At 42.4% G+C, this 24481-nt stretch carries 19 protein-coding genes, 1 tRNA gene, 3 pseudogenes and 1 other annotated feature; of the genes and pseudogenes, 8 read left to right on the forward strand and 15 right to left on the reverse strand.

Translation table 11 applies throughout. The features are described from left to right. Positions 1–116, forward strand: a sequence feature (AL1L pseudoknot). This feature is flagged as partial in the annotation. The 5 genes and pseudogenes from HYG93_RS11025 to HYG93_RS11045 all read left to right on the forward strand — a co-directional run. Next, a pseudogene (locus HYG93_RS11025) lies at positions 1–958 on the forward strand (IS3 family transposase); the annotation flags it as partial. It overlaps the preceding feature by 116 nt. Positions 959–1055: 97 nt before the next feature. Further along, on the forward strand, positions 1056–2240 hold the full coding sequence (locus tag HYG93_RS11030) for a hypothetical protein (protein WP_178962470.1): 1185 nt from the start codon (positions 1056–1058) through the stop codon (positions 2238–2240). A 105-nt stretch (positions 2241–2345) separates the two neighbouring features. After that, positions 2346–2585, forward strand: coding sequence for a helix-turn-helix transcriptional regulator (locus HYG93_RS11035; RefSeq protein WP_372658903.1), 240 nt, complete (start codon positions 2346–2348; stop codon positions 2583–2585). A gap of 303 nt (positions 2586–2888) precedes the next feature. Continuing rightward, positions 2889–4067 carry an inovirus-type Gp2 protein gene (locus tag HYG93_RS11040; RefSeq protein ID WP_120365950.1) on the forward strand — a complete coding sequence of 393 codons (1179 nt, stop codon included), beginning with the start codon at positions 2889–2891 and terminating at the stop codon, positions 4065–4067. A gap of 27 nt (positions 4068–4094) precedes the next feature. Beyond that, entirely contained in the window at positions 4095–5174 is a 1080-nt protein-coding gene (locus tag HYG93_RS11045) for a hypothetical protein (protein WP_178962471.1), read from the forward strand. Positions 5175–5290: 116 nt separating this feature from the next. Here HYG93_RS11045 and HYG93_RS19675 read toward each other — a convergent pair. The 4 genes and pseudogenes from HYG93_RS19675 to HYG93_RS11065 form a co-directional block, all read right to left on the reverse strand. After that, positions 5291–5418 (reverse strand): annotated as a pseudogene (locus tag HYG93_RS19675) (type I restriction enzyme endonuclease domain-containing protein); the annotation flags it as partial. 70 nt (positions 5419–5488) lie between these two features. Then, positions 5489–8740, reverse strand: coding sequence for a type I restriction endonuclease subunit R (locus HYG93_RS11055; protein ID WP_178962472.1), 3252 nt, complete (start codon positions 8738–8740; stop codon positions 5489–5491). Further along, positions 8737–10089, reverse strand: a complete 1353-nt coding sequence (locus HYG93_RS11060; RefSeq protein WP_178962473.1) for a restriction endonuclease subunit S — start codon at positions 10087–10089, stop codon at positions 8737–8739. Before HYG93_RS11060 ends, HYG93_RS11055 begins: the two co-directional genes overlap by 4 nt. After that, a complete protein-coding gene (locus HYG93_RS11065; protein WP_178962474.1) occupies positions 10089–12374 on the reverse strand; it encodes a class I SAM-dependent DNA methyltransferase in 2286 nt (761 codons plus the stop codon). Before HYG93_RS11065 ends, HYG93_RS11060 begins: the two co-directional genes overlap by 1 nt. 301 nt (positions 12375–12675) lie before the next feature. On the opposite strand from HYG93_RS11065, the gene HYG93_RS11070 reads away from it, so the two are divergent. Further along, a complete protein-coding gene (locus tag HYG93_RS11070) occupies positions 12676–12846 on the forward strand; it encodes a YhfG family protein (protein WP_075696209.1) in 171 nt (56 codons plus the stop codon). Positions 12847–12858: 12 nt separating this feature from the next. Then, positions 12859–13455, forward strand: a complete 597-nt coding sequence (locus HYG93_RS11075; protein ID WP_178962475.1) for a putative adenosine monophosphate-protein transferase Fic — start codon at positions 12859–12861, stop codon at positions 13453–13455. A 33-nt stretch (positions 13456–13488) separates the two neighbouring features. Here the strand turns inward: HYG93_RS11075 and HYG93_RS11080 are convergent. The 11 genes and pseudogenes from HYG93_RS11080 to HYG93_RS11130 form a co-directional block, all read right to left on the reverse strand. Beyond that, positions 13489–13716: pseudogene (locus HYG93_RS11080) on the reverse strand (helix-turn-helix transcriptional regulator). Between the two features lie 93 nt (positions 13717–13809). Further along, positions 13810–14706, reverse strand: coding sequence for a hydrolase or metal-binding protein (locus HYG93_RS11085; RefSeq protein ID WP_106985862.1), 897 nt, complete (start codon positions 14704–14706; stop codon positions 13810–13812). Positions 14707–14846: 140 nt separating this feature from the next. Then, a complete protein-coding gene (locus tag HYG93_RS11090; RefSeq protein ID WP_178962476.1) occupies positions 14847–15920 on the reverse strand; it encodes a YqaJ viral recombinase family protein in 1074 nt (357 codons plus the stop codon). Positions 15921–16064: 144 nt separating this feature from the next. After that, positions 16065–17102, reverse strand: coding sequence for a DUF932 domain-containing protein (locus HYG93_RS11095; protein ID WP_178962477.1), 1038 nt, complete (start codon positions 17100–17102; stop codon positions 16065–16067). An 88-nt stretch (positions 17103–17190) separates the two neighbouring features. Then, the gene (locus HYG93_RS11100) at positions 17191–17490 is read right to left on the reverse strand and encodes a hypothetical protein (RefSeq protein ID WP_004692366.1); all 300 of its coding nucleotides are present in this window, start codon (positions 17488–17490) and stop codon (positions 17191–17193) included. Between the two features lie 113 nt (positions 17491–17603). After that, positions 17604–17984 (reverse strand): hypothetical protein, encoded by a 381-nt coding sequence (locus HYG93_RS11105; RefSeq protein WP_106985859.1) that lies wholly within the window; start codon positions 17982–17984, stop codon positions 17604–17606. An 11-nt stretch (positions 17985–17995) separates the two neighbouring features. After that, positions 17996–18580, reverse strand: coding sequence for a hypothetical protein (locus tag HYG93_RS11110; protein ID WP_106985858.1), 585 nt, complete (start codon positions 18578–18580; stop codon positions 17996–17998). Between the two features lie 19 nt (positions 18581–18599). Continuing rightward, complete coding sequence (locus tag HYG93_RS11115) at positions 18600–18860, reverse strand: hypothetical protein (RefSeq protein WP_004650270.1); 261 nt, start codon at positions 18858–18860, stop codon at positions 18600–18602. A gap of 796 nt (positions 18861–19656) precedes the next feature. Then, positions 19657–19747 (reverse strand) — tRNA-Ser (locus tag HYG93_RS11120). 88 nt (positions 19748–19835) lie between these two features. Then, positions 19836–21869: an NADPH-dependent 2,4-dienoyl-CoA reductase gene (locus tag HYG93_RS11125; protein WP_106985856.1), complete on the reverse strand. Its 2034-nt coding sequence runs from the start codon at positions 21867–21869 to the stop codon at positions 19836–19838. 344 nt (positions 21870–22213) lie between these two features. Then, positions 22214–22567 (reverse strand): hypothetical protein, encoded by a 354-nt coding sequence (locus HYG93_RS11130; RefSeq protein WP_120365935.1) that lies wholly within the window; start codon positions 22565–22567, stop codon positions 22214–22216. Positions 22568–23139: 572 nt separating this feature from the next. Between HYG93_RS11130 and argG the strand changes: the two genes are divergently transcribed. Continuing rightward, positions 23140–24480 carry an argininosuccinate synthase gene (gene argG / locus HYG93_RS11135; protein ID WP_120365936.1) on the forward strand — a complete coding sequence of 447 codons (1341 nt, stop codon included), beginning with the start codon at positions 23140–23142 and terminating at the stop codon, positions 24478–24480. Position 24481: the final 1 nt, after the last annotated feature.

The following is a 24481-nucleotide window of genomic DNA, read 5'->3' on the forward strand; positions in this document are numbered from 1 at the left end:
GCTTTTTTCGCCCAGGCGGAGCTCGACCGCCCACACAAATAATGGTGGATTTCATCCATAACAATAAGGCGTTATATGGTGTTGAGGCGATTTGTAGGATTTTACCGATCTCAGCTTCTACCTATTACCGGACTTTAGATCTCACAGTAAATACAGAACATCGAGCGAAACGGGATCTGCATGACCTGCATCATGCTGAACAAATCAAACGTATTTGGAAAGAAAGTTCAGGTCGATATGGTGTACGTAAAGTTTGGCAACAATTGAAACGTGAAGGCTATGTTATTGCACGTTGTACAGTTGCTCGATTGATGCAAAAGCTAGATATACAAGGTGTTTGGCGTGGTAAGAACAAACAAACTACCCGCAGCCGAGATGATCAAAAACGGGCAGGTGATTTAGTGAAACGGAATTTTAGTGCAGATCATCCTGACCCTTGCGAAGCAGTGCTTCTCAGGTCAGTGACTTTACGTATATTCAAACCAATTCTGGCTGGGTCTACACCGCATTTATTATTGATGTGTTCTCACGAGCAATTGTTGGATGGAAAGTATCTACACGGATGAATACAGATATGGTGCTCGATGCATTGGAGCAAGCATTGCACGATCGAGGCATGCCAAAGAATGTAATTCATCATTCAGATAGAGGTGTTCAATATCTTTCTATTCGCTATACCAATCGTTTAGAAGCAGCAAATTTACGAGCATCAGTCGGTACAACGGGTGATTCATACGATAATGCTTTGGCTGAAACGGTGAATGGCTTATACAAAACAGAGGTGATTGAATATTTAAAAGCAGATTGGCAAGGTTTAGCGGATGTACAACTTGCGACATTAAATTGGGTAGATTGGTTCAACAAAAAGCGTGTACACAGCGCATTGGGTTATGTATCGCCTTTTGAGTTTGAAGCAATGTACTATGATAAGATTAACCCGTTAGGTCACGTGGCCTAACTTAAATAAAAATGTCTCCGACAAACCCGGTACGGTTCAGCTTTTTTAATGGTAATACTGTAATAAAATAATAAGCTCTGTATGAACAGGAGTGATCATGCCAAACTATCAACTAGATAATCAAATTAAAATAATCAACATGCTAGAGCTATTTATTTTTGAAAAAATCCGCTCGACTCCATTTTTAGGTTCCCATAAATCTATCCTCATGGCATCTAATGAAGAAGATTTAAGAAAGGCAATATATGCCTTACATGATAAAGGCTTATTTCAAGAATCAAAAGAAAATAAAATTAAAAGGCTTTGTAACAAACCTGTTAAGGCTTATTTTTCAGATAAAAATGGGAATGATGAAGTTGAAAAGCTCGATTTTGAGTATTTGCCAAAACATTATGATGAAATTATTCAAAAAATACGAAACTATCGTTCTTTTATTAAAGATAATAAACATGATGCAGCAGAAGTCATTTATAATAAATTGCTGAGAAACTATGCTCAACATTTTGATAGTTATATTCCTGAAACCTTACCTGAGCCACTTCAAAAAACGATCAATGCCCGGAAAAAAAATTATCTTTCCCAAATACCTAGGCAAATGAAAGAGGAAGCATATATTCATTTCGTAAGTAACTTTATTAAGAAATATGAAAATAAGCATGAAAAACTTTGGGATGATTTAAATTTTTCTTTTGATGATAAAAGACTACTTAAAGAATTAAGTAGTCTACAGAAGAAAAATATAGATGAATTAACAAATAATTTTAAATTAAGAAAATATAAATCAGAGATAAAAAAGTATACCCCTCGAATAAAATTCTTATTAGAGCAGATTATTGATCATGTAAATAATTTAGCCGAATCAGAAATTCGAGAATTAACAATTCAAAATTATAAATATAAGGAAAGTAAGTTAAAAGAACAGATCAATAGAGTTAATAGCCTTTTAAGCCAAAGATTTTTAAAACAAACAAGTTTAATTAAACAAAAGATCTATAAAACCTCCTCATCAAAAAAATTATCCCCCATAAAACAGATAAACCGATTATCAAGCTTATTAGATCCTAAAATTTCAATTCATGATCGTAAAGCATTAGCAGAATTAAAAAAGCTTCTCGATACTGCTAACAACAAGTACGTCAATAAAATTAAAGGCTCTCAAATAGAATCAAAAAAAATCAATGAATATAGTTATGTCGGCGATACTGAAAGAATCCTAAGAGAAAACAAAGAACTATATCAGGGTTTAAAAAATTTACTGAAAAGCAGTCATTCCTCTGAATGAATGAAAAATTGGCCACGCACTTCCTATTAAAACTGCATTTTCATCCGAGTATCTTGTGTTAACTGGTTTGAAGTATTCCAAATCAAACCAACACGACACAAGGAGATGAAATTGAATACCACCTACGATGCAGTTCAAATGCTTAGGCTTCGTGAGCTTATCAAACTGATTGGTTTATCTCGGTCATCCATTTATGACCGACTAAACCCACGCTCGAAACGTTACGACCCTGACTTCCCCAAACCAGTAAAGTTAAACCGAGCTTCACGCTGGTTAGTCAGCGAAGTTGAAGAGTGGATTAGAAATAAAATGTCCTGCCGAGATCGAGCCGATTCGGTGAGCTAATTCTGTACAAACAGTTTCTCAATAACATGCACGATTCACGCAACTTTTGAGTTTAGCTCTTCGGATTAGCTTAGGGTTTGAATTACGGTATTTATATCATTTATATACTATTCAATTATTTAAATGTATTTAATACAGTTTGAATAATTGGATCAATGTTCATATAAATACAAGTACTGAAAACATCTATCACTTAACCGAATGATATTCCCGCATGGACACTGCCTTAGCACAGTGTCCAAGGGAAAGCTTTACTTAATCGTTGTGTTTTTAAGTCAATTCCATTTAATTCAAGGCTTAGACATGACTAAACCCAAATTATCCAATACAGCTGGACTGTTTACGATGTTTGATCATGAGCTTCTAGAGCAAGCGAAATTTGATCATCAACACACAGTACTGAATCACGGTGAAAACCAGAGAGTTGTCATCCATCATCTAGACAATATCGTTATGCCGATATTGCAGAAAATTGAGTTTGTGCAAGCTGTTCTGAAGTGTAAAACCCCTATTGTTAAGATATTAACTGTAAAACAGCACGGTTTAACTGATCGTTTTTTTCGTAAATTTGCAAAACCGATTGAACCTTTAATGCAACGTTTTTTTGAACTGCTTCATGCATACACACCTCCAGAGATAGAGCCTGGTGTGGCCTGTCTTGCATTTGATCATGCTCGGTCTCAACTTACTCAAGATGAATTCAATGAACTGGCAACTCAAGGCGTTGGATCTTCACGTCATCTTGAAATTATTCAGCTGTTTGTTGATACCTTACTACACTTAGTAGAATTGATTATGTCGTATATGAACGATCCTAAAGCCAAAAAAAAAGTCCGTGACCAAAATAACCATTGCAAAAATATGAAAATAGTTTGCGTTGGATACATTCAACAATTGCTGGAAGTCTACTCTAGGTTATTGGTCGTTCGAATGGATTTATCCCTTATGCGAGATCAACAGACTTTACTGAAAAATGCTTATAGCCTGAAAGAAATTCGCTCCAAGCATGATCTGGCTTATATCAAAGCATGTACTCAAAAGCTGCTGAATAACAAACGGAATAATCCAGTCATGAAAATGCTTGTGGGTTATATCTTTCGCTTCGAATACACCGTCCGTACTGGGTTTCATGTGCACTGCTACTTTCTGTTCAACGGGAATAAAAATTTAGAAGATATTACCCTCGCTCAAGGCATGGGCAAATTGTGGAACAAAGTTACACAGGGCCAAGGCACTAGCTATATCTGCAATATGAGAAAGGAATCTTATCGTCACTGTGCAATTGGTATGGTTCATTATGCAGATACTGAAAAACTGGGGTATCTGTATAAAACCTTTGATTACATTTGCAAAACCTCACAGCTGTTTGATTTTAGCAATATGAAAGGTGCACGAGGCTTCCAACTCGGCGAAGTTCCAGAAAACACATCAAATGCTGGTCGTCCACGTAAATATGCTCAGCAACTCAATTTAAATTTTTAAATCATGCTTATGATATGGGAGACACTCATGCCAATCCATGCCCGTGATATTTTAACTGCCCAAGAACAATTTGATTCTCTGGAAATGCTGAATCATGTGACCAAAGCTGGAAATCGAAGCTTTACCAATTATCCACCGCATATACAGCCAGTTGCACTTTCAATGTATAACACCATGGCAAAAAAAATACGTTCAGCAAAAAACCTAAAAATATTTACGCATCAACCCACTGGGATGTCAACTGGGTTTCCTGATTTATACCTAACCAAGTTGGGGCAATTAGTGATACCAGTTATACACGATTACACCTTTAATCCCTTTGTGAATGGACGCTTTAGGAATATGACGGTCAATCCTTTGATCAAACTCATGGCTGAAACCTTGACTGCACACCAACTTTCCAGTGGTCAGTTTATAAATCGTGAATACTATGAAAAAGCTGTAGATACCTGTTTTTCAGACTTTAAGGTTCGATGTGGTACGCGAAACAGCACCACCATATTTAACTCTTGGCGAGCCATGTATGTAAAATCTCAAGGGGATATCAATCGCTTTATCGATACAATAATCGACGAATCTCAAAGATTCGAAGTTCACTCTATTGTTGTTCAATTAAAAACAGCTTCAGGGAGAATGCCTCAATTCGGCGATGAACAATTCAAGGATCAAACAGAGAATGAAATGTTGGCTGATCTTGTAAAGCCAATCATAAAAGCGGTCTGGCTGAACAAAGATTCAAACGATGTGATTGGCATTCTGTCTAAAAATGAGATCGATATTGTTGGTGATATAAGTAAAAGACTGATTTTCTTTGTGAAAAAAGAATTTACAGATATAGATGATTGGGCAGATTCTCAATTATTTCAATCTCTCAGTCCATTTTTTGAAAATACGATTACTCACAGTATTTCTTATGGTGACGTGCCATCAATGAATGCTGGTATAGCTCCAATGTTCCAAGGGCAGCATTCAAACTTTTACGACATCAATCAGTCTGGCATTGCTCCAAGGTTAAATCGTTTAAAGGCACATCTTTACGGTACTGACTATTGGATGCGTGTAGATGGGGATAGAGCTACTGTGCGAATTGAACACCAATACGGTTGATATAAGCTAAATAAATCCAACGAGCAGACAGCTCGTTGGACTTATGTTTACTAGCTAATCCATTAATGTTTTTCAATATAATTTATTACTAAGTGGTTTTAATATCGAATTATTAGTTAAGCACTCGTCCAAGCATTTGACAAGGTCTCAGCCTGCTTCATCACCAACTCAATTGCTTCGGCTGATTTATCAGGTGGATACTTCCAGCGCTGCAAAGTAGGACGACTAATATCTTCAGCTGAGCATGTTATCGGCAGTGTAAAAATGCCCCCCTAACGGCATTTAAAAACTGACCCCCTTGGTTAATATAGCGGTCATTTTGGACTGCTCAACATATCAAAGATCACTCTAGCAAAGATGCTGGCCTTCGCCGGATCAGAAAGTAACTGCATCATCTGTTCCTGATGTGCGGCACTGCTACCAAGAATGGCATCATCCATCGCTTTCGGGAAATCACCCAGCATGGCTTGTTCACGGGTATTGTTGGCGATCTGCTTCATCACAATCTCATTTTCCGCCAGTTTGTCACGTACCGTATAGGCATAGTTGAGCATATCTTTATCAGTCAGGTTATCGGTGATAAAGACATCATTCAGACGCTCAATGATCTGTGACAGGAATTCTTCTTTCTTATCACGTGGCTTGGCTGCACCGAGGTCATTGCCCGGTTCCAGCTTAAAATCTTCGGCATCTTCTTTCAGCTTGATGTCTTGCTGACGGATCTTGGACAGGCGGTAATGGCTCATGCTGACATTACTCAGATCCACCTCATCATCTTTCGTTGCGGTTTCACGCAGCAATGGACGCAGGTTACGCGCATACAGACTGAGCTTCTCCAGTTCTTTGTCATCGTAGTCCACGATCTGTGACATAAACTCGTAGAAACGGGTAAAACTTCCCAAGTCTTTTTTAAAGATTTCCAGCTTGTCTTTTTCAAGCTTGGCCTCTTTAAAGGCATTGTCGGCATTGGCAATCAGCACCGCATCATTGGTTTTCTTGCAGCGTTCCAGCATATCTCGGGTGGTGTTATAGGCTTCGATGGCCTGACTATAACGTTTCTGCCAGCGTTCAACCGCCGGTTTGCAGATATTACTGATCGCAGCATTGGATTTGTTCTTGGTAAAGAAGGCTTCTACAAACTGCTCGACTTCCGTCCAGAGGAAGATCTTGGTGGCTTTGAGCTTTTCAAACAGGTCAAAGATCTGATCCGGATTGGAGACATCGGCTAATTCTGCGGTTTGGTAGTAAGGCTGGAAGGCCCCAAGAATGTCTTCAGGATCGTTAAAGAAATCCAAGACAAAGGTGCCAGATTCTGCTTTGCCCGGATAGGTGCGGTTCAGGCGTGATAAGGTCTGTACGCATTCCACACCGCCAAGTTTCTTGTCCACGTACATGGCACACAGTTTCGGTTGGTCAAAGCCAGTCTGGAACTTGTTGGCCACCAGCATCACCTGATAGTCATCACTATCAAAGGCCTTACGCATTTCCCGCCCTTTCAGTCCCGGGTTCATGTTGCGTTCATTAAAGGTCTGCCCGACTAAACCACTGCTGTCGGTATCCTTGTCATTAAACTCAACCTCACCCGAGAAAGCGACCATAGCCTGAATAGACTTGTAACCCTGATCCGTCACGTATTTGTCAAAGGCCAGCTTGTAACGCACGGCTTCTTTACGTGAACTGGTCACCACCATGGCTTTAGCCTGCCCACCCAATAAGCCCATCACGTTATTTTTGAAATGCTCGACAATGACTTTCACTTTCTGGGAAATGTTGTGGTCATGCAGGCGCACCCACTGATTCAGTCTGATCTTGGCTTTTTTGGCATCGACCTGTTTGTCGGCTTGTTCAATTTTCTGTTTGAGCTTATACACCACTTTATAGTTGGTATAGTTTTTCAGCACATCCAGAATAAAGCCTTCTTCAATGGCTTGGCGCATGGAGTAGACATGAAAAGCTTCCGGCTTGTTCTGCTTGGAGGGCGGTAGTTCAGGATTGGGTACACGGCCAAACAGTTGCAGGGTTTTGTCTTTCGGTGTCGCGGTAAAGGCATAGTAACTGAGGTTATTACTGCCCTTACGTGCAGCCACCACGGCATCCAGAATATCTTCCGAAGACAATTCAGCATCCTCTTCGCGCTCTTCCAGCATCAACACTTCTTTCAGTTGTCGTGCTGTCGAGCCGCTTTGTGAAGAATGCGCTTCATCGGCAATCACCGCATAGCGTCGCTGTTTCAGGTTGGTACTGTTTTCAATCGCACGCAGCACAAAGGGGAAAGTCTGGATGGTCACAATGATAATCGGCTGTGAGGTTTCCAGTGCCTTGGCCAGTTTTTCCGATTTGGAGCCATCGCCTTCTTTGTTATTGATGCGTCCGACCACGCCATCGGCATGTTCAAACTGGTAGATGGTGTCCTGTAGCTGGGCATCCAGAATGGTGCGGTCTGTCACTACAATCACCGAATCAAACAGCTTGTGATTGTGCTGATCGTACAGGGTCGACAATTGATGCGCTGTCCAGGCAATCGAGTTGGACTTGCCAGAGCCAGCGCTGTGCTGAATCAGGTATTTCTGTCCAGTGCCCTCCTCTAAGGCGGCATTGATCAGTTTGGTGACCACATTCCACTGGTGGTAACGTGGGAAGATCAGCAGTTCTTTTTTGTACTTGCGTCCTTCCCAATCTTCTTTTTCTTCAATTTGCAGATGGACAAAACGTCCAATGATATTCAGCAAATTGTCCGGTGTGAGAACTTCGTTCCACAGATAGGCCGTAGCGTACTGATTCTGGTCTTCTGGCACATCATTGCCTGCGCCACCGTCATGCGTGCCTTTATTGAATGGCAGGAAGAAAGTATCTTCTCCGGCCAGTTGGGTCGCCATATAGACTTCGTATTGACTCACGGCAAAGTGTACCAATGCGCCACGCTTAAACATCAGCAAGGGTTCAGGCTTGTTGGTTTCTGGATCTTTCGGCAAGCGGGTGCGCTTGTACTGCAACATGGCATTCTGCACGGCCTGTTTAAACTCGGACTTGAGTTCCAGTGTTGCCACAGGAAAGCCGTTTATAAACAACACCAGGTCAATACGCCATTTCTTGGCCTGTTTGCCCATGTCCTGTAACTCGGCAGCCGTAGCATACGGGCTATAGACCAATTCCGGCACAATGCGGCAGATGTTCTTTTTGTAGTTGGCTAAGGTATCCGGATTAAGTGCATGTTCAGGTTTAAACTGACACAGGAAAAAACGGGCACTGCGGGTTTTAACTCCGTGACGCAGTACACCCAAGGTGCCATAGCTACGCGACTGTTCATCAGTGGCATTGATGTCGGCTTTTTTCAGCTGGGCAACCACGGCTTCCAGAAAATGCCGTTCGGTATCCTGCGGAAAGATGCGCTGAAACTTCTGCCAGTCTTGTGCTTGGGTTTGTTGCACAAAATCTAGTACGTCCTGCTCATACAAGGCGGTTTCACGGTTGTAGCCTTGTGGCGTACCGAGTTGCCAGCCCTGAGCCAGCATCTGCTGAATGATGTCGTTCTGGAAAATGCTTTCACGGGTGGCGTCTAGACTCATGCGCTTAACTCCGTGTCTGCCTCAGTAACGCTTGGAGCTTGCCAATTACGAACGTCAATTTTCCCAGTCACGGCTGCGGAGATCAGGGCAGTTCGGCGTTCTTGCATTAAGAAAATTGCATTTTCTGCAATTTTGACTAAATTTCGGTACTGTTCTAATAAGTTATCTAGATAACCAACTATTTCACATTGTTCTTGAAGTGAAGGGAAAGTACCTTTTACAGCTCCAATACGCTCAACATTTAAATTAGCTTGTGTACTTTGAGTAGAGGTTTGCTCTAATGCTGGCAAAGCCGCTATAAAGCTATAACGTAAAAACTCAAGATCAATATGATTGTTTGGTTTAAAGCCCACTACACTATCTGGTGCATATGCTTCAAACCCCAAGATTGCAATATCTCCAATGTTTGCAGCGATAGCCATCATCAATGTACCTTTTGGAAATAACTGACTAACTTCTTTACCCTTTTCATTTAACGTTTGCGAATAAGAAGTAATGTATTTTCCTGCACGAGCAACATCACCAGTCTGAATAAATGGATAATCCCCATCGTAAAAGGCTGGATCATTTCTTGGACGATGACCAAATTTTCCACGATATATACGTGAGGCTAGCCGATAACTTTTAACAATCCAATGCTCCGGCACTTCCCCTAACCATTCCACACCGGAATCTTTCATCGGGACATTGGGATCGAGTCCTTTGGTCACGGCATGGCTAATTACCGCTTGGCGTTTTTCTTTAAGCAGTTCAATCAGTTGTTTTTGTTTTTCAATCAGATGATCGATTTTGGCAGTTTCGTAGTCGAGGAAATGTACTATTTGTCTTGCCTCATTTTGACTACTAAGTAAAGGTAACCATAAAGAACCTAAACGTTCAGAATTCAGAATCTTAACCACATTCCCTGTAGCTAAGTGCTCTAGTTGATTCCGACTAGCAGTTAATAAATAGTAATAATATTTAGAAAAGCTCCTAACATAAGGAACAAGTGCTGTGATCTGTTGATTCGTAACTGCTCTCTTTCCTAAAAAACCTAATTTTCCAATAGTTCCTATACAACAAATTAGCGTTGATTGAGCAGGAATAGTACGCTGTGTTTCCCATCCAAGCTTTGTTAAAAACTTCGTAGGTTCCACTTTTTCAGACTCTTCCAAAATATCTTCAGGTCTTATCCATCCATATTCTGTTATTTCATCAGAATAATAAGCTTCCACCGCAGTTGATGGAGTCATTCCAGTAATAAATTTCCCTAGCCGCTTTAATTGAGTAACTCCCCAATGACCAGGAATCTCCCCCAACCACTCAATCCCTGAATCCTTATACTCTGCATAAGCCTGATACTTTGCCATTATGAATGCACCTCTTGTAGCAGCTGCATAATCTCGGCACTCACCGCATCCAGATCCGCATCAATCTCACTTAAGTCACGTGGTGGCTGGTACACGTAGAAATGACGGTTAAACGGAATTTCATAACCGACAATGCCAATCTCGCCATCCTTTTCATCGCGCTTGTCGGCATTGATCCAGGCATCGGCCACGTGTGGCTGTACTTCACGTTTAAAGTAATCTTCAATCAGCTCAGTCGTACTGACCTTTGGATTCAGTGCAATATTCTCGGCATCACGCAAGTCACCATCCTGTACAAACTCTACCACTTTGCCCTGGTAGCTGAACTGGCCATATAGTGGATTTTCCGTCTGTTTCACGACCTTGTTAATCACCGGTTCCGCTTCCGGATTCTTCCAGGTGATGGCATCTAACAGCTGTTTCTTCTCCTTGGCATCCAGCTTGATGTCGGTTTGCTTGAGGGCTTTTTTCAGCACTTCATCAAACTGGTTAAAGTCATCAAACTGCTCAGTACCAATCACCTCTTGTAACGCCTCGGCTTTTTCCATCAGGGCTTTCTGGAATAGCCAGATTTTGCTATCCAATACCTCTTTAATGTCTTTTTCTTTCAGCTCAGGGAATTCCGCTTTAATCAGGGCACGCACCTCAAGGGCCACGCCCTGCAACTGACCATAAGTTTCTGCTGTCCATGCTGTACCAAAGGCTGCGCCCAATTGTGCCTCGATGTTTTGCATCACGGCATTAAACGGTTTCGGCGCAAAACGTAATGATGCAATCGCGCTATCGCTGATCTGTGCCGATAAACGCAGTGGACGTTCAATGGTCACGCGACGGTAGCCAAATTCATGACTATCAAAAATCTTGCTGGCGAATGGTTTTTGCTGTTCGGTTTCGCCATCCTGCGCCAAGGTGTCTACCGCGACAAAGTCACCGTAATTTTGGGTAATGGTGGCAATTTCAGCTTCAGTCAGATAGTTACGTTTTGAACCCAGCGACTTACGCATTTTGGTACTGAGGTTTGAGGCATTGATCAGCTGTACCTTGCCTTTACGTTCAGCGGCTTTTTTATTGCTGAGTACCCAGATATAGGTGGCAATCCCGGTGTTGTAGAACATGTCATTCGGTAAGGCAATAATGGCTTCCAGCAAGTCAGCTTCTAAAATGTAGCGACGGATCTCGCTTTCACCACTGCCTGCACTACCGGTAAATAAAGGTGAACCATTCAGGATAATCCCGATGCGGCTGCCGCTCTCGCTACTACTGGCATCACGCATCTTGCTGATCAGGTGCATCAGGAATAATAGTGAACCATCCGATACCCGTGGCAAGCCTGCACCGAAACGTCCATCAAAGCCTTTTTGTTCATGCTCGTCCTTGATGTCCTGTTCGATTTTTTTCCAGTCCACCCCAAAAGGTGGGTTAGACAACATGTAGTCAAACTGATCCACAGCAAGCTGGTCATTCGACAGCGTGTTGCCGAGTTTAATCCGGCTCACGTCCTGCCCTTTAATCAGCATGTCGGCTTTACAGATGGCGTAGGATTCCGGATTGAGTTCCTGACCAAAGGCACGCATCACGGCATTCGGGTTCAGCTCATGCAGATATTCCATGCCTGAAGACAGGAAGCCGCCTGTCCCCGCAGTCGGGTCATAAATGGTACGGATAATGCCGTCTTTGGTCAGCACATCATCATCTTCCATAAACACCAGTGCCGTGGTCAGACGCACGATGTCACGCGGGGTAAAGTGTTCCCCTGCGGTTTCATTAGAACCTTCGGCAAAACGACGGATCAGTTCTTCAAACACCAAACCCATGTCATGGTTGGATACGCTCTTTGGACTCAGATCCGTGGTGGCAAACTTTTGCACGACTTTATACAAAAGGTTGGCATCATCGAGGAGGCCCGCAAATTCGATGAAGTTAAAGTATTCAAAAATCTCACGGGCATCTTTAGAGAAACTTTGCACATAGGTGCTTAAGTTGGCCTTGATGTCACTCTGTCCCATTTTGCTGAGATCCATTGGGGAGGTGTTAAAGAAGGCTAGACCGTTGGTGGCACGCAGCAATAACTTTTCTTGAGCTTCTTCTGGCAGATTCAGCTTGGAGACTTTTTCATGTTCTGCCAGTACCGCAGCCTTGCTTTCTTCCAGTACACATTCCAGACGACGCAACAAGGTAAATGGCAGAATGATGCGACCATATTGCGATTGTTTGAAGTCACCACGCAGTAGGTCAGCAACCGACCAGATGAAAGAAGCGATTTGAGAAAAGTTATTGTTGGTCATAGTGGTGAATCAATTCCTGAATTCTTATCTGTGATCAGTATCAGGCGACACTTCGGTTGCTAGAGATAATACTGATAATTTTTTAACTGTTGGATAATATTATATTATTTAAAAAGCAGATTGTTGATTATTCATTTATTGCATGACAGTTAAGCGACAAATTTTGTCGTCTGGTTTCAGATTTTTCTCATAGAAGGTTCATCCACCATAACACTACAACCCTGCTTTTGAAAGTCGTGCCTATTTATAAGCCCATCTGCTAAACTAGGCTTACATTACCTTTGTTCAAGGAAATTCCGAAATGCTAAACACTCACGAACAGAAAAAAAAATATATCCAAGCTACGCGCTTGCAGAATTATCAAGCCAGTTTAAAGCTGGAAGGCATTAACCCGTCCTCAACCGCACCGGCATTAAGTAAAGCTCAGATTCTACAGAAATATAAGAAATTCTCACAGACCTCGGAATCGTGATCAGGCTTCCTTATGGATAAATATGGTGAAATGGGTGACAGCATTTACTGTTACCCCGACTCGGACGTCCTCAAAAACAAACTGAACATTCAGGATGCTAAAATTCTGCAACAGGCAGAACTGGAGTTGACTGAGTATGCCAGCACACGAATTGAGTATGCGGAGCCACCTTACGATCTCAAATACCTGCAATCCATTCACTTTCAGCTCTTTTCAGACCTGTATGCCTGGGCAGGTGAACTAAGACAAGTGGATATTGCCAAAGGCGATACCCGCTTTTGTACCTTCTCGCGTATTGAAATTGAAGCCAATAAGCTCTTCAAGCAACTTGAGCAGCAGCACTATTTTCAAGGTTTAGCAAAACCAGCACTTATCCAAAAAATCGCTGATTTTTATTGTGAACTTAATGTCATTCACCCTTTCAGAGAAGGCAATGGACGCACTCAGCGTATTTTCTTTGAGCATTTACTCGCCCACTGCGGCTATGGCGTACAATGGGATAAAATTGACAATAAAGAAGTTTGGATTCAGGCCAATATTGATGGATTCAACTGCCGGCTAGATGGACTGATCGCTATTTTTGAAGCCTGCATTATCACTCCTGAATAACAAAAAAATTAAGGGAGCCGAAGCTCCCATCCATTACTGGCTTTCCAACTTGGCTTCAATCCGCTGATTGATTTCCCAAGCTGACCAGCCAATACGAGATTCACTTAAGCGCATAGGTCGAGGAAATGTATGATCATAGTATTTTTATTTCTCATTGATCATTTCATAGATGGTTGATCGACACACACCAATTAACTCCACAACTTGTTTTAAGTTAATCAATTGATTCACTTGAAAGGTTTGTCCAACAAATGCATTCATGACATGTTCTCTTCAAATTATTTAAGCGAGCTGTCTTCCGCTCAAATAATCAGGACGCTCCGAAAAAAATAATTCGAGGGCGTCCAAACAGATCTAATTCACTGCTTGCACACTCTGCTTTAAACCTTGCTGAATCTCCTGCACATAGCCCAATTGCGCTGAATGCTCTGTATCTGCAGCACTGTCATTGTTTGGATAAAATTCCTCTAGCAATTCCATCCCCTCCTCTGCATGCACCTCAAACTTGGCATTGGCAAAACCCTGCCGCGCAATCTGATCTAATGCCGCCTGATCAAACCCTGCCTGCTTACCTTGTTGGTCAATCTCCTTGGCTGTCTGTATCGCGGATTGCAAATCCACACCTTCCCGTAACGTTAAATCCACGTAATACACAGGCTGACGATAGCTTTGGGTGGTGCTTTTCCCACGCAAGGTGAGCTGCAATGGTAAACACGACAACAAACCACCTGATGCCGCATGGTAGTAATTCAAACGTGCTGCCAAAGTGCGAATACTGTTAAAGCCTGTAGTTCTGAAAATAAAAGTCCCAAACTCATCGGCTTCACCTAAATTGACATGCAGGCGTCCATAAGGCTTACAGTGCCCGCCTTGTCCAAGTGGGCATAAGTCGGGGGATGGACAAGGATGTTGCTCTACACCTTGTGATGTCATGCGTTGGCAAGTCTGACCATTCCCCACACAAATCGGACGACCTGTCTGTCGGTCAAATAAACTATATTCAGCTCGAAGATTGAGTTCAGGATCATTAAATATCATACGTACAGGAATACTACGCAGCTTTTGATTCGGTGCTTGACTACGCAATTTCTCATCCAAGGGGTGTTTAATCCAACCGTCCTTACCCTGTATTTGACTAGTGATGGTGAACTGATCGTCTTTCTCAGGTAGACGCTTGCCATTCTTTTCTATTACACGACCAATACTGATCCGTCCCAAGATGGGTGGTGTGATTGCTAGACCTTTAATCATGTTGAAATTCCTCTGTCGTTGATATGTTTAGATGTGTTGCACTATTTGCTTAAATTAAAATCGGCATAAAAAAAATCCCATGCAGGACTGCACGGGATTTCAGGTTGTTTCTTGCTGAGTGACTAACTCTGAGCTTTGAGCTAATCTTGATAAATGTTGAAACGACGGCTGCCTGCTTTCTGCAATGGGTATTGTTGGATGAGTTCAGGTTGGTGCTGAAGTAAGGACTTGGTGTCTAGGCTAATACTGTCCTTACTCTTTTTCCATGTCACCGAACCCTGCTGAAATACAGCACGTTCATGTTCCTGCATCAGTGCCTGAACACGGTGTTTAAGTAGGTCAAACTGAGTTTGGTGTTGTTCAATCTGCTTCTTTTCTTTAATCAGTTGATCAAACAGTTCATTGGCAAGTTGGACCTCCGTTAGATCAACACAGCTCAGTGGAGTATGTTCAGGATAGAGCTGTTGTAAAGCTTTAGCTGCCGATTCACTGGCATCCACTGCTGGCGGAACATCATTTTCAACACATTCCCAAAACAGCCGTTCCGCCTGAATGATTTGTTCAATCAGGGCTTCGTTACGACTGACTTTGTAGATTTTGGTTTCCTGTCCACACAGCAACACACAAATATGTGCCGCTTGCTTGCCTGTCACCGCCAGTTGATGTTGTACCTGACACAACACGTATAACGGCACACCATCTCGCCACAGTTTGGCACCATATTCCCCTGCGGTTTTACATTCCAGTATTTGCACGTCTTCATTGCCCACCACGGCATAATCCAAGTTTGCCAACATAAAGGCTTTATCAGGATCAGGGTGCTGTAACACCGCATTGACCCGACGGACTTTATTATTGGTGTGCATGCTGTAGTATTCAGCCACTAGCGGTTCTAACTGCTTGCCCCAATATAAAGGTGCATGCCCTGAGCTTTCATTATCAATGTTTTGCTGTACACGTCCTGTTTTAATCATCCACAGTTCTAGCATCGACATATAAGGATTTATGCCACAGGCGGCTGCGGCATCACTGCTGCCTATTCCCTGCTTACGCACTTCAAGCCATGCCTGATAGTCCAATTGTTTGGTGTTGATCAGACGTCTGGCATTTAAGCTACGTTTTGAACCTGATTGACTTTGTTTAAGCTTTTCATTGGCTACAGTTGGTAAATACTGAGATTGAGACGTTACTGTTGGGTTTATAATCTGATTCATGGGTTTATCCTTCTATCATTGATTTTAAAACGGCATAAAAAAAGCCACATCCGAAGATGTGGCAAAGAGGGATCGCTAATTAGGAAGACACTTGATCGTGCTGATCAGATGCTCTAATGATAAAGTCTAAAGATTAAATCAAGCTTAAGTGGCTAAATGTAAAGCCTGCTCTAATCCCCGTTGTTTCAATGCTGCCCCTGCACCAAACCAAGCAGAATCAAGGCGGTGATCGGTACTCATCGCACGACGTTCGTGGTCGACAAATTCTGTGATTGCACAAAGTAGTCCATAGGCGGTGTCTTTGGCTGAAGATAAGTCTGCTCCACGTCCCTGCCCATTAAACATATTCATGACTTTGGTCATGGCACGTCCATTGGGCTCCGTTTTATTGGGCTGTTGATTGGCTTGAGATGCAACATTACGGTAGTACTGAATAATGTTATCGTCCTGTTCCATCGCACTTAGGCTATTGTTGTTAAATACCGCATCAAAATAAGCTGCTGCTTCTTTCTGAGTGACTTTACGCTGGGTGAGTTGTTTCATTTCATACATGTGGTCGTACCATGTTTTCACTGAAATACCGAGTTGATCTTTGACTTTGTCGGCATCAAACTTAGTACTGTGGGGTACTTTGACCACGCCCGCATTGGAACTTTGTCCACGCAAGGCAATGGCTAAAGTGTTGTTACACACCACACGGATATTGGTGAATTGTGCGGTTGTGGCTAAGGTGCCATCACATGCTGTTGCCAGCAGGATATAGCCATTGCTGACATCCCCACCTTTCAATTCTGCTGTTTGGCCTGTGCGTGCCAAGGCCCAGAACTTTTTCCCACCTTTAAGTACACCTGCGGTTTCCAGTTCAAAGCCAGATTGCTCGGTTAGATCACGGTAGAACTCCAGAATTTCCATCGGTTGGACTTCCTGATAACGCTGACTCACCACCGATAAAGGGGCATGAGTATCTGAACGGTACAGTACCCGTTGTTCTTCATACGGCATGATGATGCTTTGTCCACGTGAGTTTTGAGCCATGTAACTGACATTGGATGATTCAATGCGCCAATCCATACCTGCTTGCTTGGCCCAGACTTCAATCGGTTGGTTTGGGCTAAGTTGATTGCCTAGACCATGCCACGGGGTTTGTCCGACATACGCCATTTGTTCAATTTGATGTGCCATTTTGATTATTCCTAAAAAGAATGTGTAATGTGATGTTTTAAAGAATCGATTTATTCAACGATGTACCAGTGCAATGGCTGAGAAGTGATTACCTCGCCCATGCAAACTGTTGTTGGCAATCCAAGCAGACATACTGCTCGGCATTGCTGTAATATTTTTCATAGCAGTACTGACTGACAATAACCAATACACCACCCACCACAACACCGATGGCTGCGCCTGTAAAAGGCGGGAATCCTGCCTTTTTGGCAAGCTGCATGCCGAACAGCGCCATCTGTGTCGGTGAAATACAGCGTTGCAGTTGTTCGAAATAGTTGGCGTTTGCATGACTTGAATCAGTCTGTCTGACATGGGTGGACTGACAATAGGGGCATTGAATTAAGGACATTGAATATTCCTTGTTAAATGAATTGGGTACGAAAAGCTGAATTGAGGGCATAAAAAAACCGTGCCCATTGAGGACACGGTTTGATTTAAATTTTACTTTGTCGAGGAGAGTCACTATTGAAAGCTATAGCTTGCAGTGCCTTTATCTGTCTCGACATCAACCTGCACCACATTGTCATAGCCACAACCGGTTAATTTCAGCCTTAAACGCAAACCCATTTTAAAATGCTGCGGATATTCCAATGATCGGCGATAACCTTCATAACTGCATTCACCGTTGTTGATCAGCACATTGGTCACATCAATCGGATCTGCACTGTTAGAACGGATCGTTAATACCGTAGCGGATTGATTTTGGGCATACCAGTTACTGGTATCAATTACATCGAGTTCGACCGTAAACGTGTTTGGATCAAGGCCAGAGTTACAGCCACTCAACAACATTCCTGTCGTTGCAGTCACTACTAGCAGAAAGGGTTTTAAAAATTGCTTCATACATTTCATCCTTAGCAGTAGTTATAGCTCACGCCATAATCGCCCGTATTTAAATCAATACTGACCAGATGAATTTCACAGTCTGTGCCATTATCAAATTTATAAACGTAGTAACGATTACCCGCCTGCTCCGATTCCAGTGCTCCGTGTTCCTGCAAGCTGAAGTCTTTCACTGATTTGCCTGTGTCTTTTGCGGCTTTAGCAAAGACATAGCGTTGATACTTGTCTATGTTGTCCTGCTCAAACTGAGGCAGTTCGTCATAAGGCAGCATCGACAGTAAGGTATCGACAGACTTTAGGTTTTTATCAAACTCAAAGCTGAGTAATTCAGGTTCATGACCTGATGGACTCAGACTTTTGCTTCCCGTGGTCAATTCTTTGACATCAATCCCATCCACTTCTGCCGCTGCAATCTCGGTTGAAGCTGGCTCTGAACTGGCAGATTCTAGAGGCTGTGCAGAGCTGGCCTCCAAAGTACTAGCTGCTTGAACAGTTTTTTCAGTTGCATGTTTGGGGCTAAAGAAATAGAAACCTGCAATGCTGATCAAGGTCAGGGCTAAGATTGCCGCCAAGCCCAATATGGTTTTTTGGTTCATCTCAAATGCTCCCCCGTCTTTAGTTGGGTACAGTGACTTGACCATTCTGAGCATTAAAGTGAACAAAGCGCGGACAACCACCCTGAAAGTTCACCGTAAAATTACGCCAACCACGGTTGCCCGGATTGGTTTTATACATGCATTGATACACCCCACCACCCAAATTGCGGGCCTTAACAAAATAAGCTTCACTGGCTTGCGCAAACCAGCCTGCCTGCGCCAATGATGCACCTGCAAGTAGTGATGAAATAAGGGCAGTTTTTAGGAAGGTTTTAAACATAATCATTTTCTCTTTTTATAGGCATCACTCGTCTTGGTCTTAATCAGACGCAGTGCTCCCCATGCATGAATGTTGGAATGAATATCTATGTTTTTTTGAAGTGTTATAGACGATAAAGCACACGGATCTATGACCCTCAAAACAGCATGAGAGATTCATCTTCATATCGGTAATATGTACTTGAAAAAGTTTTATTCTTAGAAAGTCATCGACACAGCTATGCATTGACTGCACGACATCAGGTCTAATCACCCAATCGCACAAACATGAAAAAAGAGAAATGTGAAAGACGGTATTGATGTAAGCGCATGGCGTACTCCTTTGTTTTAAAAGAATCCTGCCAAATCACTGTCAATTGATGGTGGCAGAACGAAGGAGGGTTGACAGACTGGTAACAAAGAAACCAGCACGCGCAAGCGCGTCCCCCCTCCGCCCTACCGCAAAGAAAGGGGGACGAACGGGTCCACAACATGCAAAATGAGATTTCGCATATTGTCTTTGTTAATGGGTCTGTCAAAACCCGCTGACGATGTAGGTCAGCAGGCTAAGGATAATCTGCACGTTATAGAGCGTCAAGCAAGCTAAGCAAATGGATAGTGAAAATATTTAGAATTAAGAATCGTTTGAATAAGAATATAGTTAGATTTAAATACAGTTTTTTAAACTGCATTCCTTAGTCTTCTAAATACAGCTAAAAGTAGCCAATCCAATCCAAAATTTGATGAGGGGTAGGTTGTGGGGTAAAACTACAGACAAAAAATAAGCCCTTGTAAAAACAAGGGCTTATTTAGATATTTGGCGGAAGCGGTGAGATTCGAACTCACGGAGGGGTATAAGCCCTCGTCGGTTTTCAAGACCGGTGCATTAAACCACTCTGCCACGCTTCCATGTGCGCCATCATACGGTGCTTTCCCTAGGATGACAAGCAAAAAATTCAGTTAAACCATTCAAATGAATATTGTTTCACCAAAACCATTATAAGCTGGCTGCCAATTCAGCACCTTCTCGAATTGCACGCTTCGCATCTAATTCTGCTGCCAATTTTGCGCCACCAATAATATGGTAATTTGCAAGTGTATGTTCAGTAGATTGAGGCATCACATCTTTCACAGACTCTTGCCCTGCACACACCACAACGGTATCTACACGCAACAACTGATCATGCCCAGCTGTTTCAATCCACAATCCCTCAGTGGTCACAGCTTTATACTGCACACCGCGTAGCATACGCACCGCATGTTTCTTTAATTGTGCACGATGAACCCAGCCAGAGGTTTTGCCCAAACCCGCACCCAAAGCTGTAGTTTTACGTTGTAACAAATAAATTTCACGTACTGGTGGATGAATTTCAGCAGGTTGCATACCACCTTCAGACACATAATTTACATTTGGATCTACGCCCCATTCACGTTGCCATTCATTTAAAGGCTGTGGCTGTTTTTGATGTGGTGGCTTGAGTAAAAACTCTGACACATCAAAACCAATACCACCCGCACCAATCACGGCAACGCGCTCACCCACAGGCGCACCACGTAAAACTTCAGCATAAGATAAGACTTGAGGTGCATCACTGCCTTCAATTTTTAAAGCACGTGGCACAACACCTGTTGCCACAATCACTTCTTCAAAACCTTCACGCTCTAATTGCTCACGGTTTACTTTGGTATTTAAACGCAAATCGACACCCGTTTTTTCAAGCTGCACTTTGAAATAACGAATAGTCTCGTGAAATTCTTCTTTGCCTGGCACAACTTTAGCCAAGTTAAACTGACCGCCAACTTCATTAGTCGCTTCAAATAAAGTCACATGATGGCCTCGGCTGGCTGCCACAGTCGCTGCAGACATACCTGCCACACCACCACCCACTACGGCAATCCGTTTAGCTTTTTTGGCTTTTACATATATCAATTCAGTTTCATAAGCTGCGCGAGGGTTGACCAAACACGTTGCGCGTTGATTTTTAAAAGTATGATCTAAACACGCTTGGTTACAGGCAATACAAGTATTAATTTCATCAACACGGTTGGTCGCCGTTTTATTTACCCAAAATGGATCGGCCAATAAAGGACGTGCCATTTGCACCATATCGGCTTTTCCTTCAGCCAATATTTCTTCTGCTGTTTCAGGCATGTTAATACGGTTAGATGCAATCACTGGCACAGATACATGCTTTTTCACTTCTGCGGTATAGTCCACAAATGCCGCGCGTGGTACTGACGTCACAATGGTTGGAATACGTGCTTCATGCCAACCTATGCCTGTATTTAATAGGGTTATGCCCGCTTCTTCTAAGGCCTTCGCCACGGTAATGACTTCTTGCATAGTGTTGCCATCGTGCACTAAATCCAATAGTGATAAACGGAAACAAATAATAAATTTTTCACCCGCTTGTGCACGAATGGCTTTCACAATCTGCACTGCAAAGCGCATACGGTTTTCAATGTCACCACCCCATTGGTCCTGACGCTGATTCACATGACGACTTAAAAACTGATTCAGTAAATAACCTTCAGACCCCATAATTTCCACACCATCATAACCAGCTTTTTGTGCAAGGCCTGCGGTATGTGCATAGTCCTGAATGGTATCTAAAATTTGCTTTTCGCTCATTTGACGTGGTTTAAATGGCGAAATAGGCGATTTGATTGGACTCGCAGATACAACAAACGGCTGATAACCATAACGTCCTGCGTGCAAGATTTGCATCAATATTTTTGCGCCATACTTATGTACAGCATGTGTGACTAAACGATGCGGTGCAATATCACCCAAGGTATTCATTGTACCGCCAGCAGGTAATAGCCATCCCGAGCGGTTAGGCGAAATACCGCCCGTAATAATCAGACCAACGCCCCCTTTGGCACGCTCTCCAAAATAGGCAGCCAATTTAGGATAGTTATAAAAACGGTCTTCTAGCCCTGTATGCATAGAACCCATGACCACACGGTTTTTAATGGTGGTAAATCCTAAATGCAGGGGCTTTAATATATTTGCATAGCTAGTTGTCATGGCGAATCCTTATAATGGGCTTTGCAACTTGTTGCATACTACTTTAAATCGTTTTTATTTTTTGTTTATGGCAATTTTATTTTTTTATTTGTAGAAACTGTCAATAACGTCAATTATTCAAATCACTTCCTACAATAAATCTTATAGACAATTGAATAATTAAGATATTTTTTAAAACAAAAAATACATGTTTTGTCATATTTATTTTCAATTGCTTATCAAAAAAGTGTGCTTAAACAGCTATGCAAGCATAGCACCAGCTATCACAACTTTATTTCAAACGACCTTTCTACTCTAAGCAAACTTCATTTAAAAATAATTTCAGCCGCCCCCACACCTGAAGTTTAAACTTCCCACTGAGACTTTAAACTTTTCCATAATGCAAAAGCCCCCAGTAGCGTGCCGATCGGAAAGCTCAAAAGCATCAATACAGCTAAAATCCGCGACAAAATCAGTCCCTGATTGGCACCTTTCTTCACTTTGAGACACGCCACAATATTGAGTGCAATGAACAGCCCAATACCAGCACACAATACACTTATCTCCACCATGCTCATTGTTTGTTGCTGATACTCCAAATAAAACACAACTGCCAATGCACAGCTCAATATGCCTGCATAAATGCCATGAATTAAACTTAATGTTTCGTTTTTACTTTTTAAATGCGGATAAAGTGGTGGCAATTTATTGTTGAGCATCAATTCTCTCCGACAAATGTTTTATGCAATGGCCCTATTGGATACATACATATAAATTAGTGAACTGCACCGAGCATAACATTCTATAAATCTTTATTAAATATTAATAAAAGTAATCTGTTTCTCAACACTTCGATCGCGGTTTTAAGCCGATGAAGACTAATCAACAACCAGCAAAAAAAACATCTCCTACTACAAAATGCATCTGTTGGCTAAAGCACATCATGAGCCACAACCAAAACTTGCCCCATATAGCTAAATGTGGCACCTGTTCATTTAACATGATCTGTATGAGGCAATACATTGGAAAAATAGCAACACCTCAATGAAAATACCTCATTTTTTGACACACTCGGCAACGCCATTTAGGCCACTCAATCTAACAGAGGCGATAACAATCCAAAGCACAGCCATAATCAGAACCGATTAAATTTAGCTTTTTAATCTATTAATTTTTTTCAGTGCAATTTTTTTTGAAAAAATTTAGCGCTAAAAGTGCTACAATTAAAGAAATATGTATTCTCTCGGGCCACCCACTCTAGGTGCCTATATTAATATCGTTAGGATTAACAATGACTGATAATGCAACTATCTTGCAGAATGTCCCAGTTGGCAAAAAAGTTGGTATTGCCTTTTCTGGTGGTCTAGATACTTCAGCTGCTTTATTGTGGATGAAACAAAAAGGCGCTGAACCGTATGCTTACACAGCAAACCTAGGTCAGCCTGATGAAGATGACTATGATGCGATTCCGCGTAAAGCTGAAGCTTACGGCGCAGTAAAAGCTCGTCTAATCGACTGCCGTTTGCAGCTTGCATTAGAAGGTATTGCAGCGATTCAATGTGGCGCGTTCCACATCTCGACTGGCGGTGTTCCATACTTCAACACTACGCCGCTAGGCCGTGCAGTAACAGGTACTATGCTTGTTACAGCAATGAAAGAAGATGACGTTAACATTTGGGGTGACGGCTCTACTTACAAAGGCAACGACATTGAACGTTTCTACCGTTATGGTTTGTTGACTAACCCTGCACTTAAAATCTATAAGCCTTGGTTAGACCAAACTTTCATTGACGAATTAGGCGGCCGTGCAGAAATGTCACAGTTTCTGATCGACAATGGCTTTGACTACAAAATGTCAAAAGAAAAAGCGTATTCAACTGACTCAAACATGCTTGGTGCTACGCACGAAGCGAAAGATCTTGAATACCTTAACGCTGGCATCAAAATTGTTGACCCAATCATGGGCGTTGCGTTCTGGAAAGAAGACGTTGAAATCGCTCCTGAAGAAGTGTCTATCACTTTCGAAGAAGGCTTCCCAGTTGCAATCAACGGTCAACGTATCGAAGATCCAGTTGAATTCATTCTTGAAGCAAACCGTATCGGCGGCCGTCACGGTCTAGGTATGTCTGACCAAATCGAAAACCGTATCATCGAAGCTAAATCTCGTGGTATCTACGAAGCTCCGGGCATGGCGCTTCTTCACATCGCTTACGAGCGTCTTGTGACAGGTATTCATAACGAAGACACAATCGAACAATACCGTATCAATGGTTTACGTTTAGGCCGTCTTCTTTACCAAGGCCGCTGGTTCGATTCTCAAGCGCTTATGCTTCGTGAAACTGCACAGCGTTGGGTTGCTAAAGCTGTAACTGGCACAGTGACTTTAGAACTTCGTCGTGGTAATGATTACACCATCATGAACACTGAATCTGAAAACCTTACCTACGAAGCTGAACGCTTAACGATGGAAAAAGGCGATTCAATGTTCTCTCCAATGGATCGTATTGGTCAATTGACTATGCGTAACCTCGACATCACTGATACTCGTGCAAAATTGGGTATCTACACAGGTGCAGGTTTACTTGCAGTGGGTACAGCTTCTGCTGTTCCACAACTTAAAGACAAAAACTAAG

Origin of the sequence: Acinetobacter sp. SwsAc6 (assembly GCF_013391565.1) — a bacterium.
GTDB lineage: Bacteria > Pseudomonadota > Gammaproteobacteria > Pseudomonadales > Moraxellaceae > Acinetobacter > Acinetobacter cumulans.